The sequence below is a fragment of the Pseudomonas sp. SDO5522_S412 genome (genome assembly GCF_054071215.1).
This window is the reverse complement of sequence record NZ_JBSVWQ010000173.1, coordinates 1-12304: the sequence shown is the minus strand read 5'-3', so window position 1 is coordinate 12304 and position 12304 is coordinate 1. Positions and strand designations below refer to the sequence as shown.

Sequence of the window (12304 nt, the reverse complement as noted above, 5' to 3'; positions counted from 1 at the left end):
TCAGTCACCATCTTCATTAACCGACCCACCGCCTTCGCGAGCAAGCCCGCTCCCACACTCAGGCCTCACCCGGCTTGACTACAGCGCGACCGGCGCTCTTTCACACAAGGTATTGAGCGCCGCCGCCCACTGCGGGTCATCGTTCAGGCACGGCACCAACACCAACTCCTCGCCCCCCGCCTCGCGGAATTGCTCCAGGCCGCGATCACCAATTTCCTCCAGTGTCTCGATGCAGTCCGCAACAAACGCCGGGCACATCACCAGCAGCTTCTTCACGCCCTGTTGAGCCAACGCTTCAAGGCGTGCCTCGGTGTACGGTTCGATCCACTTGGCCCGGCCCAGCCGCGACTGGAACGCCACCGACCATTTGCCATCCGGCAAGCCAAGGCGCTCGGCAAAATCCCGCGCAACGCTGAAACACTGCGCGCGATAGCACGTGGCAAGCACCTCGGGAGAGGCGTTCTGGCAGCAGTTGGCGTCCTTGAAGCAGTGTTGCCCCGTAGGGTCGAGCTTTTTCAGGTGGCGCTCGGGCAACCCATGAAAGCTCAGCAGGAGGTGATCGAAATCCTCTTCCACATAGGCTCTGGCGCTGTTGGCCAAGGCGTCCAGGTACTCCGGTTCATCGTAGAACGGCTGCAGAATCGAAAACTCGATCGCCAGCTTTTTGTGCCGCACCACGCGCCGGGCCTCTTCGATTACCGTGGTCACGGTGCTGTCGGCAAACTGCGGGTACAACGGCGCCAGGGTCACTTTCTGGATGCCTTGGGACGCCAGCCGGGTCAGTACGCTTTCAATCGACGGCTCGCCATAGCGCATGGCCAACTCCACCGGCCCCTGGGTCCACTGTGCAGTCATCTGTTGTTGCAAGCGACGGCTAAGAACTACCAGCGGCGAGCCTTCGTCCCACCAGATCGAGGCGTAGGCATGGGCCGATTGCTCCGGGCGCTTGATCAGGATCAGCGACACCAGCAAACGCCGAACCGGCCATGGCAGGTCAATGACGTAAGGGTCCATCAGGAACTGATTGAGGTAGCTGCGCACATCCGCCACCGAAGTGGACGCCGGTGAACCCAGGTTGACCAGTAACAACGCGTGATCCGTCATGCAACATCCTATCTCTAGAGGCGGCTGGACAAGTCGTCCAGGGCCGCATGCAACTCAGTGAACTGGAAAGTGAAACCGGCCGCCAACAGCCGCTGCGGCAAAGCCCGCTGGCCACCCAGCAACAAACCGGACAACTCGCCCAGGCCGATACGCAAGGCAAACGCCGGCATGGGCATGAACGCCGGGCGGTGCAGCACCTTGCCCAGGGTCTTGGCGAACTCCAGGTTGCGTACCGGGTGTGGCGCGCAGGCATTATAAGGACCGCTGGCATCGGTCTTGTGCAGAAGAAAATCAATCAGGGCGATTTGATCCTTTATATGGACCCATGGCATCCACTGCCGACCATTGCCGATAGGCCCGCCCAGCGCCAGTTTGAACGGCAGCAACAGCCGCGACAAAAAGCCGCCCTCCGCCGCCAGCACCAGCCCGGTACGCACCAGCACCACGCGGATGCCCAATGCCTCGGCACGCTGGGCGGTTTCTTCCCAGGCAATGGATAACTGGCTGCCGAAATCGTCCTGCACCGGGCCGCTGTCTTCGGTCAGCTCGCGCTCACCACCGTCGCCGTACCAGCCCACCGCGGAACCGGAGATCAACACCGCCGGTTTGTGTTCAAGGCCCTCAAGCCAGGCCAGCAGCGTTTCGGTGAGGCCGATACGGCTGCTCCACAACAGCGCCTTGCGTTTATGCGTCCAGGGCCGGTCGGCAATCGGCGCGCCGGCCAGATTGACCACCGCGTCCACCGCCTCGTTTATGTCTTGCAGGCGGGCGACGCCACGCACCTGGGCGCCGCACAATTTAGCCACTTGTTCGGGATGGCGGCTCCAGACCGTGAGGCGATGGCCCTGGGCAAGCCAGTATTGGCAAAGTTGACGGCCGATCAAACCGGTACCGCCGGTCAGCAAAATGTGCATGAGTTGTTCCTCGTGTAACGTTCGCCGACCACCGTTAGTCTATTTTATAAACAGGGATGTTTTAATCGGGCGCAACGCTGGTTAAACCTTCAGGTTTAACCATAGGTCACGCCAAACGATCAGGTACGCCAAAACTTATACCAAAAAACAATATTGTACAGCTATTGGTGTCGGCGTAGTCTGTACCCAACGGTAAAACGAGGCCTCCCATGACTGTTCCCATCGCGATCATTGGCACCGGCATCGCCGGTCTCTCCGCCGCCCGAGCGTTGAAAGACGCGGGGCACGTTGTACAACTCTTCGATAAAAGCCGCGGCAGTGGCGGTCGCATGTCCAGCAAGCGCAGCGATGCGGGATCGCTGGACATGGGCGCACAGTACTTCACCGCCCGCGACCGGCGCTTCGTCAACGAGGTGCAACGCTGGCAGGCCAATGGTTGCGCCGAGCAATGGAAGCCACAGCTGTACAACTTCAAGTCCGGCCAACTGACGCCCTCCCCCGATGAACAGATCCGCTGGGTCGGCACGCCGCGCATGAGTGCGATCACCCGCGCCCTGCTCGATGACTTGCCGGTGCAGTTCGGTTGCCGCATCACCGAGGTGTTCCAGGGTAAACATCACTGGAACCTGCTGGACGCCGACGGCGAAAGCCACGGCCCGTTCAGCCACGTGATCATCGCCACCCCGGCGCCCCAGGCCACTGCCTTGCTGGCCGCTGCGCCCAAGCTGGCAAGTGTCGCCGCCGGGGTCAAGATGGACCCGACCTGGGCCATTGCCCTGGCCTTCGACAAGCCGCTGGATACGCCCATGGAAGGCTGCTTCGTCCAGGACAGCCCGCTGGACTGGCTGGCGCGCAACCGCAGCAAACCGGGGCGCGACACCACCCTCGACACCTGGGTTTTGCACGCCACCAGCACCTGGAGCAAGCAACACCTGGACCTGTCCAAGGAAGCCGTGATCGAACACCTGCACGGCGCCTTCGCCGAGCTGCTGCACAGCGCCATGCCGGCGCCATCCTTCACCCTCGCCCACCGCTGGCTGTACGCGCGGCCGTCCACCAGCCATGAATTTGGCGTGCTGGCCGACGCCGACCTGGGCCTGTATGTATGTGGCGACTGGTGCCTGTCAGGCCGCGTGGAAGGTGCGTGGCTCAGCGGCCAGGAGGCGGCGCGGCGGTTGATCGAGCACCTGCGATGAACCGCATCAATCCCGCCAAGTTGCTGCTGTCGAAGTGGACAGCAGCCCGCCCGCAGCACAAGGAAAAACATTTTCTGGTGACCAAACTGCTGCGTGATGACGAAGGCGATGTGCAGGAAATCGAGCTGGAAGCCGTGATGAGCCATCGCGTGCAGCGCCTGGCCTGGCAAACCCTGCAAAACGCCGAAGACTGGAAAATCGGCTGGAAATAGCCATTCCGCAAATACCTGTACAAATTATTTGACTTGTACAGCTTCAAACCTATGATGAGATTAAGTTGTACAGAAATTTAACTCTGTACAGGAATTTCATCGAGGTTTGGCCATGTCCAGCACCCTGCCCGCCACCGGCAAACCGAAAATCGCCATCAGCGCCTGCCTGTTGGGCGAGAACGTGCGCTTCAACGGCGGGCATAAACAATCCCAGCTGTGTAGCCAGACCCTGGCCGATTATTTCGACTTCGTGCCGCTGTGCCCTGAAGTCGCCATTGGCCTGGGCATCCCCCGCGAACCGATTCGCCTGGTGGGCGACCCGCTCAATCCACAGGCCGTTGGCACCGTAAACCGCGAACTTAACGTGACCCAGCCGCTGGACGATTACGGCCAGCAAATGGCTGCTGAACACACCGACCTCTGCGGTTACATCTTCATGCAGAAATCCCCGTCCTGCGGCCTGGAGCGGGTCAAGGTCTATCAGGACAACGGCATGCCCATCGACGGCGGCGGGCGCGGCATCTACGCCCAGGCATTTTGTGCGCGCCACCCCAACCTGCCGGTGGAAGAAGACGGTCGGCTGAATGACCCGGTGCTGCGGGAAAACTTCCTGACCCGGGTGTTCGTCTACGCCACCTGGCAGCAACTGCTCGCCGAAGGCCTGACCCGTCACCGCCTGCTGGAATTTCACTCGCGCTACAAATACCTGCTGATGGCCCACAGCCCGGTGCATTACAAGAGCCTCGGCAACCTGCTGGGCAGCATGCCCAGGGACGTCGACCTGGGCGCCTTGGCCGCCGGCTACTTCAGCGAACTGATGAGCGCCCTGACCCAGTGCGCCACACGCGGCACCCACACCAACGTGCTGCAACACATCAGCGGCTACCTCAAGCAAGCCATCAGCGCCGAAGACAAACAGGAAATGCAGACCATCATCAGCCAATACCGCCAGGGCATCGTGCCGCTGGTGGTACCGCTGACGCTGCTCAAGCACCACTTTCGCCAGCATCCGGACCGCTATATCGCGCAGCAGGCCTACCTGCAACCGCACCCGGAAAACCTCAGCCTGCGTAATGCGATTTAACCTATGACTTTTCCCCTGCAAGAACCTGGCGAAGACATCGCCGAGGCCATCGAAAAAGGATGGCTGCCGATCCGCGAAGTCGCGCGCCAGACCGGCGTCAACGCCGTGACCTTGCGCGCCTGGGAGCGGCGCTACGGCCTGATCGTGCCCCAGCGCACGCCCAAGGGGCACCGCCTGTTCAGTGCCGAGCACGTGCAACGCATCCATACCATCCTGACCTGGCTCAACCGCGGTGTGCCGGTCAGCCAGGTCAAGAGCCTGATCGACACCGCGCAAGCCACCAGCGAGCCGCCGGTGGAAAACGAATGGCACAACCGCCGCCAGCACCTGGTGCAGGCCATCAGCGAACTGGCCGAGCGCCGGGTGGATGATGCCTTCAACCAGGCCATGGCGCTGTACCCGCCGCGCACCTTGTGCGAGCAACTGTTATTGCCGTTGCTCAAGGAGCTTGAGCTGCGCTGGCAAGGCCAGTTCGGCGCGCAGATGGAACGGGTATTTTTCTATTCCTGGCTGCGCAGCAAATTCGGTGCGCGGATGTATCACAACAACCGCCAGCTCAACGGCGCCCCCCTGCTGCTGATCAACCATTCCGACCTGCCGCTGGAGCCGCACCTGTGGCTCACCGCCTGGCTCGCCAGCAGCGCCGATTGCCCGGTGGAAGTTTTCGACTGGCCATTGCCGGTGGGCGAACTGGCCCTGGCCGTCGAGCATCTGCAACCCCGCGCGGTACTGCTGTATTCGAGCAAGGCACTCCATACCTCGGTGCTGGGCAAACTGTTGAGCGGCTTCAGTTGCCCAAAACTGATAACCGGACCAACGGTATGCATCCACCAGGCGGAGCTGTCCGTATTAACCGAAGAGATTCCTGAATTGCTCCTGGCCGAAGACCCGTTGTCGGCCCATCAGGTACTGATCCAGCGTGGACTTATTTAAATGCACTTGATCTGGCTGCGCACCGACCTGCGCCTACATGACAACACCGCCCTCGCCGCAGCCGCACAGCGTGGCCCGACAGCGGCCGTCTACCTGATCAGCCCCGGGCAATGGCTGGCCCACGATGACGCGCCGTGCAAGGTCGATTTCTGGCTGCGCAACCTGCAGCGCTTGAGCTCGGCACTGAGCGAGTTGAACATTCCGTTATTGATCCGCCATGCCGACACTTGGGATCAAGCACCTGAAGTTTTGGCAGGCCTGTGCCAGGAACTGTCGGTGGAGTCAGTGCACGTCAATGACGAATACGGCATCCACGAAGAGCGCCGCGACGCCGCCGTGGCCAAGGCCCTCGAAGCTCAAGGCATCACGTTCCACACCTATCTGGACCAGTTGTTTTTCCAGCCCGGCAGCGTGCTGACCAAGACCGGCACCTACTTCCAGGTGTTCAGCCAGTTCCGCAAGGTCTGCTACAGCCGCCTGCATGGCGCCTTGCCGCGTTTGGTCACCACTCCCAAGGCGCAGGCGCCGCTCACACTCAAAAGCGACGAGGTTCCGGATCACGTCGAGGGCTTCGCTACCCCGAGCGAAGCCTTGCGCGCCCTGTGGCCTGCCGGCGAAGCCGAAGCCCGGCGCCGTCTCGACCAGTTCGCCGACGCACAAATCAGCTACTACAAGGACGAACGCGACTTCCCGGCCAAGCCCGGTACCAGCCAGCTTTCGGCCTACCTTGCAGCGGGCGTGGTTTCACCGCGCCAGTGCCTGCATGCCGCGCTGCAAAGCAACCAGGGTGAATTCGAAAGCGGCGACATCGGCGCGATTACCTGGATCAACGAGCTGCTGTGGCGCGAGTTCTACAAACATATTCTGGTGGGCTACCCACGGGTCTCGCGCCACCGCGCATTCCGCCCAGAGACCGAAGCCGTGGCCTGGCGCAACAGCCCGGAAGACTTGAAAGCGTGGCAGGAAGCACGCACCGGCCTGCCGATCATCGACGCCGCCATGCGCCAGCTGCTGGAAACCGGCTGGATGCACAATCGCCTGCGCATGGTGGTGGCGATGTTCCTGACCAAAAACCTGCTGATCGACTGGCGCGAAGGCGAGCGCTTTTTCATGCGTCACCTGATCGACGGCGACCTGGCAGCCAACAACGGTGGCTGGCAGTGGAGCTCGTCCACCGGCACCGACTCGGCCCCGTACTTCCGGATTTTCAGCCCCTTGAGCCAATCGGAAAAATTCGACGGCGAAGGTGTGTTTATCAAGCACTGGCTGCCGCAACTGGCGGCGCTGAACAAAAAGGAAGTGCACAACCCCGACGCCGTGGGCGGCCTCTTTGGTGTGGCCGACTATCCTCGTCCTATCGTCGATTTGAAAAAATCCCGCGAGCGCGCCCTCGCCGCTTTCCGCAGCCTGCCTTCACGCCAGGCGGTCGGAGGTGCTTATGAGTGATTTCCTGCGCCGCTTCGCCCAGGTGTTCGCCAGTGTGGACAAGCACAACCTGCACCTGCTCGACGGCCTGTACAGCCAGGACATCAGTTTCACCGACCCACTGCACGAGGTGCACGGGCTGCCGGCGTTGCACCGCTACTTCGCCGAGCTGTACGACAACGTTACCCAATTGCGCTTTGACTTCCATGGCTTTGATCAAGTGGCGGAAGGCGAAGGCTACCTGCGCTGGACAATGAGCTTCTGCCACCCGCGCCTGGCCAAGGGCGAAGTGATTCGTGTGGAAGGCTGCTCGCACCTGCTGTGGCGCGACAAGGTGTATCGCCACCGGGATTATTTTGACGCTGGACAGTTGCTGTATGAACACGTGCCGGTCCTTGGCGGTGTGGTCAGCTGGCTGAAAAGGAGAATGGGATGAGCCTTAACCTTCCACGTCGTTACTGGTTGACCGGTGCCAGCAGTGGCATCGGGGCCGAACTGGCCAAGACGCTGCTCGAAAGCGGTGCCCATGTGGCCCTCAGTTCCCGCTCCAAGGCGCCCCTGGAACAGCTTGCCCAGCAATACCCCGGGCAAGTGCTGGTGGTGGCCGGCGACCTGACCAACAGCCAGACCGTGCGCGAGATCGGTGAACACATCGCAGTGGCCTGGGGTTCGCTGGATACGGTGATCCTGAATGCCGGCACCTGCGAATACGTGGATGCCAGGCAATTCGACGCCTCGATCATCGAGCACGTGGTGCGCACCAACCTGCTGGCCAGCAGTTACTGCATCGAGGCCGCGCTGCCGCTGTTGCGTGCCGGTCATACACCGCACCTGGTCGGTGTGGCCAGTGCGGTGACCTACCTGCCGATGCCCAGGGCGGAAGCCTATGGTGCGTCGAAGGCCGGCCTGCGTTACCTGTTCGAGTCCCTGCGTATCGACCTGTCACCTGAAGGGATCGACGTCACCGTGGTCAGCCCGGGGTTTGTCGACACGCCGCTGACCGCCCGCAATGATTTCCCGATGCCCCTGAGCTGGCCGGCAGACAAGGCCGCGCGACATATCTTCGCCAAGCTGCAAAACCGTCCATTGGAAATTGCCTTCCCTGCCCTGTTTATTGCCGCCTTGTGGCCACTGTCGAAACTGCCGAACCGCGTCCAGTTGATCATTGGCAAACGCATGCTGCGCAGCCCGCCGCCGAGAAAGGACGACCTGTGAAGATCGCCATTATCGGCAGCGGCATTGCCGGGCTGACCAGCGCCTACCTGCTCAGTCGCCGCCACGACATCACCCTGTTCGAAGCGGGCGACCGCATCGGCGGGCACACTCACACGGTGAATGTCACAGTGGAAGGCAAAAGCCATGCGGTGGACACCGGCTTTATCGTGTTCAACGACTGGACCTATCCCAACTTCATCAAGCTGCTGGGGCAAATTGGCGTGACGTACAAACCCACCGAGATGAGCTTTTCGGTGTGCGACCCGAACGCCGGGTTCGAGTACAACGGCAACAATCTCAACAGCCTGTTTGCCCAGCGCCGGAATATTCTGTCGCCGGGGTTCTGGGGCATGTTGCGCGATATCCTGCGCTTCAACCGCCAGGCGCCCCTGGACCTGCAAGAGCAACGCATCAGCGCCGAGATGACCCTGGGCGAGTACCTGCAAGCGGGCGGCTACGGCCAGCGATTTATCCAGCACTACATCGTGCCGATGGGCGCGGCGATCTGGTCGATGTCCCTGGCTGACATGCTCGGGTTTCCCCTGCAATTTTTCGTGCGGTTCTTCAAGAACCATGGCTTGTTGTCGGTGAGCAACCGGCCGCAGTGGTGCGTGATCGAAGGCGGTTCCAGCCGCTATATCGAACCGCTGACCCAGTCCTTCCGCGAAAATATCCGCCTCAATTGCCCGGTCACCCGGGTTGAGCGTTCAGCCATCGGCGCAGTTATCCACAGCGCCGCCGGCAGCGAGGCATTCGACAAGGTGGTGTTCGCCTGCCACAGCGACCAGGCCCTGGCCTTGCTGGGGGATGCGAGCCTGGCCGAGCAACAGATCCTCGGTGCCCTGCCCTACGCCGACAATGACGTCGTCCTGCACACCGATACCCGTCTGCTGCCCGAGCGCAAACTGGCTTGGGCCAGCTGGAATTACCGGCTGGATGGCCGCGCGCAAAAACAGGCGGCGGTGACCTACGACATGAACATCCTGCAAGGCATCGACAGCACCACCACCTTTTGCGTGAGCCTCAATCAAACGGCGCTGATCAACCCGCTCAAAGTCCTCGCCCGCTACACCTACGCCCACCCGCAATACAGCCTGGCCGCCGTGGCCGCCCAAGCGCGCTGGGAAGAACTGCACGGCGCGCAGCACACCTATTATTGCGGCGCCTACTGGGCCAACGGTTTCCACGAAGACGGCGTGGTCAGCGCATTGCGCGTGGCCAAGGCGTTCGGGGAAATCCTGTGAACAGCGCCCTGTACAGCGGCTGGATCGCCCATCGGCGGTTTACGCCAAAGGGCCATGCCTTTCGGTACCGGATCGGCCTGCTGTACCTGGACCTCAGCGAACAGGACGAAGTGTTCGGCTTGTCGCCATTGGCGGGTGAGCGCTGGGCGCCGTTCGCGTTTCGCCAGCAGGATTACCTGCGTGAATTGACCCGTCACGGCATGAGTTTGACCGATGCCGTGCGCCAAGAAGTCGGCAAGGCCCTGGGGCGCATCCCCTCGGGCGTTATCTGCCTGCTGACCCAGGCCCGCAGTTGGGGCCTGGCCTTTAACCCGGTGAGTTTCTTCTACTGCTTCGAGGCCGACGGAACGCTGGCCGCGATCCTTTGTGAAGTGACCAACACCCCGTGGCGCGAGCGCTATCACTACGTGCTGCCAGCCCAGGCGCTGCCTGCCGGTGAGCATCAGCACTTCGCCGTGGCCAAGGCGTTTCATGTGTCGCCGTTCTTGCCCCGGGACCTGGAATACCGCATGAGCTTCAGCCCGCCCGCCGCCAGGCTCGGCGTGCACATGGCCGACTGGCAGGGCGAACTGAAAGTCTTCGACGCCACCTTGAGCCTGCAACGCGAAGCCCTGAACCGCGCCAGCCTGCACCGCTACCTGTGGCGCTTCCCGTGGATGACCGCCAAGACCTGCCTGGCCATTTATTGGCAGGCCTTGCGCCTCTTGCTTAAACGCACGCCGATTTTTTCCCATCACGCCGCCGAAGGCGCTTCTCGCACCGCAGTCGGTTACACCAAGGATCGCCGCCATGAAATCCCCTAGCTTATCGGTCAAATCCAACCGCTTGAACGTCAACGGCATGACCGCCGCGCTGCTGCGCAAAGCCGTGCTGCGCCAGCTCGGCCAACTGCGCCACGGCCAGTTGGTGGTGATCGAGGACGGCGAACGGCAAGTCTTCGGCGCACGGGAAGCGCACCTGCTGGGGGAGATCCAGATCCTCGATTCAGCCGTGTGGGGGCTGGTGGCGGCCAACGGCTCCATCGGCGCCGGCGAGGCATTTATCCATGGTTACTGGAGCAGCCCGGACCTGACCGCCGTGGTACGGGTGATGGTCAGCAACCTCGACGTGCTGGATGCGCTGGAAGGTGGGCTGGCTAAACTGGCGCGGCCCTTCACCCAGGGCCTGCACTGGCTCAACCGCAATACGCGCAAGGGCTCGCAGAAAAACATTGCCGCCCACTACGACCTGGGCAACGACCTGTTCGAGGAATTCCTCGACCCGACCATGATGTATTCGGCCGCGCAGTTCCTCACCGCTGACGACACCCTGGAACAGGCACAACTGAACAAACTGGAACGCATCTGCCAGAAGCTCGCGCTGAAACCGTCCGACCACCTGCTGGAAATCGGCACCGGCTGGGGCAGCATGGCGATTTATGCCGCGCAGCAGTACGGCTGCAAGGTCACCACCACGACCCTGTCCAAAGAGCAGTTTGCCTACACTGAAAAACGCATCGAGGCCCTGGGTTTGCAGAATCAGGTGACGTTGCTGCTGGAGGACTACCGCGACCTGACCGGGCAGTACGACAAGCTGGTGTCGATCGAGATGATCGAAGCCGTGGGCCACCGCTTCCTGCCGACCTATTTCAAACAGTGCGCGCAGTTGCTCAAGAGCAACGGCCTGATGTTGCTGCAAGCCATCACCATTCGCGAGCAGCGCTACGAACAAGCCAAGAGCAGCGTGGATTTTATCCAGCGTTATATCTTCCCCGGCGGCGCCTTGCCGTGTGTACAGAAGATGCTGGAGGTCGTCAGCCGCGACACGGACATGAACCTGCTGCACATGGAGGACTTCGGCCTGCACTACGCGCGAACCCTGCGCATGTGGCATGAGAACTTTCGCCGCGCCCACAGCCGCCTGACGGAAATGGGCTACGACGAATACTTCCTGCGGCTGTGGGAGTTTTACCTGTGCTACTGCGAAGGCGGCTTTATGGAGCGCACCATCGGCACCGCGCAGATGCTGCTGGCCAAGCCGGCGGCGCTGACCCAGCCACTGCTCGGGCGCTTTGATGCTTAAACCACTGGCAAATGCCGTGCTGTTCCAGTGCGGCTGGTTTGCCTGTGTGCTGGGCGGCGACAGGCTGTGGCTGTTGGTGGGGTTGGCGGTGCTGGTAATCCACCTGCTGTGGATAAGTTCGTGGTCAGCGGAAGGCCAGGTGATTGTTGCCGTCACCTTGTTGGGCACCGTGATCGACACCGTGCTACGTGCATTCGGCGTGTTTCATTTCAGCCTGCCCGGGCTGTTGGCGCCATTGTGGCTGATCCTGTTGTGGGCATTGCTGGCGACCACGCTGCGCCATTGCCTGGCCTGGAGCGCGCAGCCCTGGTGGCGTGCGAGCTTGTTGGGGGCGGTGGGCGGGCCGTTGTCCTATTACGCGGGCAGCCAACTGGCGGGGGTGAGTTTCGGCTATGGCACCGTGCCGACCGTCATCGGCCTGGCGTTACTCTGGGGGATGATTTTTCCGTTGTTGCATTGGGTTGCCAGGCAGTTGGCACATTGACGTCCGTCAGGCCTTTCACACACCTATGAGCCGCTTGCCTTACACTGCGCGCCTATGACCAACATCCCCCATACCCAAATCGCCGAACCTGCCGTCACCTGCTCCACCTGCGCCGCGTGCTGCTGCCAGCTGGAAGTCATGCTGATCACCGACACCGGCGTGCCCGATCGCTTTATCGATACCGACGATTGGGGCGGCGAAGTCATGCTGCGCCTGGATGATGGCTGGTGCGCGGCGCTGGACCGCGACACGATGATGTGCACGATTTACGAGAAGCGGCCGCTGATCTGCCGGGAATTCGAGATGGGCGCGCCGGAGTGCATCGATGAGCGCCAGGGGATTGCGACGGTGTATCGCTGATTTCGGAACCAATGAGTAGCCAATGTGGGAGCGGGCTTGCTCGCGAAAGCGGTGTGTCAGTCAACTGATTCG

The 12304-nt window shown here is 61.8% G+C and carries 14 protein-coding genes; 12 read left to right on the top strand and 2 right to left on the bottom strand.

The genetic code is table 11. The features are described from left to right. Window positions 1-78 precede the first annotated feature (78 nt). Both hemH and ACW9I6_RS24950 read right to left on the bottom strand, forming a co-directional pair. Window positions 79-1104, bottom strand: coding sequence for a ferrochelatase (gene hemH, locus ACW9I6_RS24955; RefSeq protein WP_134325751.1), 1026 nt, complete (start codon window positions 1102-1104; stop codon window positions 79-81). A 14-nt stretch (window positions 1105-1118) separates the two neighbouring features. Beyond that, on the bottom strand, window positions 1119-2018 hold the full coding sequence (locus ACW9I6_RS24950) for a TIGR01777 family oxidoreductase (protein ID WP_003208436.1): 900 nt from the start codon (window positions 2016-2018) through the stop codon (window positions 1119-1121). A 209-nt stretch (window positions 2019-2227) separates the two neighbouring features. On the opposite strand from ACW9I6_RS24950, the gene ACW9I6_RS24945 reads away from it, so the two are divergent. From ACW9I6_RS24945 to ACW9I6_RS24890, 12 genes are all read left to right on the top strand, one after another. Next, window positions 2228-3214: an NAD(P)/FAD-dependent oxidoreductase gene (locus ACW9I6_RS24945; RefSeq protein ID WP_003208434.1), complete on the top strand. Its 987-nt coding sequence runs from the start codon at window positions 2228-2230 to the stop codon at window positions 3212-3214. Further along, window positions 3211-3426: a TIGR02450 family Trp-rich protein gene (locus ACW9I6_RS24940; RefSeq protein WP_003208432.1), complete on the top strand. Its 216-nt coding sequence runs from the start codon at window positions 3211-3213 to the stop codon at window positions 3424-3426. The genes ACW9I6_RS24945 and ACW9I6_RS24940 overlap by 4 nt, the downstream gene beginning before the upstream one ends. 112 nt (window positions 3427-3538) lie before the next feature. Beyond that, on the top strand, window positions 3539-4510 hold the full coding sequence (locus ACW9I6_RS24935) for a YbgA family protein (protein WP_008432288.1): 972 nt from the start codon (window positions 3539-3541) through the stop codon (window positions 4508-4510). 3 nt (window positions 4511-4513) lie between these two features. Next, window positions 4514-5443 carry a MerR family transcriptional regulator gene (locus ACW9I6_RS24930; protein ID WP_457339955.1) on the top strand — a complete coding sequence of 310 codons (930 nt, stop codon included), beginning with the start codon at window positions 4514-4516 and terminating at the stop codon, window positions 5441-5443. Then, entirely contained in the window at window positions 5444-6889 is a 1446-nt protein-coding gene (phrB, locus tag ACW9I6_RS24925; protein ID WP_457339954.1) for a deoxyribodipyrimidine photo-lyase, read from the top strand. Then, window positions 6882-7304 (top strand): nuclear transport factor 2 family protein, encoded by a 423-nt coding sequence (locus ACW9I6_RS24920; RefSeq protein ID WP_008432282.1) that lies wholly within the window; start codon window positions 6882-6884, stop codon window positions 7302-7304. The genes phrB and ACW9I6_RS24920 overlap by 8 nt, the downstream gene beginning before the upstream one ends. Beyond that, window positions 7301-8083, top strand: coding sequence for an SDR family NAD(P)-dependent oxidoreductase (locus tag ACW9I6_RS24915; RefSeq protein WP_008432280.1), 783 nt, complete (start codon window positions 7301-7303; stop codon window positions 8081-8083). Before ACW9I6_RS24920 ends, ACW9I6_RS24915 begins: the two co-directional genes overlap by 4 nt. Further along, a complete protein-coding gene (locus tag ACW9I6_RS24910) occupies window positions 8080-9327 on the top strand; it encodes an NAD(P)/FAD-dependent oxidoreductase (RefSeq protein ID WP_177009579.1) in 1248 nt (415 codons plus the stop codon). The genes ACW9I6_RS24915 and ACW9I6_RS24910 overlap by 4 nt, the downstream gene beginning before the upstream one ends. Next, window positions 9324-10130, top strand: a complete 807-nt coding sequence (locus tag ACW9I6_RS24905; RefSeq protein ID WP_087693766.1) for a DUF1365 domain-containing protein — start codon at window positions 9324-9326, stop codon at window positions 10128-10130. The genes ACW9I6_RS24910 and ACW9I6_RS24905 overlap by 4 nt, the downstream gene beginning before the upstream one ends. After that, window positions 10117-11388, top strand: coding sequence for an SAM-dependent methyltransferase (locus ACW9I6_RS24900; protein WP_003208420.1), 1272 nt, complete (start codon window positions 10117-10119; stop codon window positions 11386-11388). Before ACW9I6_RS24905 ends, ACW9I6_RS24900 begins: the two co-directional genes overlap by 14 nt. Then, window positions 11381-11872 carry a DUF2878 domain-containing protein gene (locus tag ACW9I6_RS24895; protein WP_457339953.1) on the top strand — a complete coding sequence of 164 codons (492 nt, stop codon included), beginning with the start codon at window positions 11381-11383 and terminating at the stop codon, window positions 11870-11872. Before ACW9I6_RS24900 ends, ACW9I6_RS24895 begins: the two co-directional genes overlap by 8 nt. 54 nt (window positions 11873-11926) lie before the next feature. Further along, window positions 11927-12232 carry a YkgJ family cysteine cluster protein gene (locus ACW9I6_RS24890; protein ID WP_003208416.1) on the top strand — a complete coding sequence of 102 codons (306 nt, stop codon included), beginning with the start codon at window positions 11927-11929 and terminating at the stop codon, window positions 12230-12232. Window positions 12233-12304: the final 72 nt, after the last annotated feature.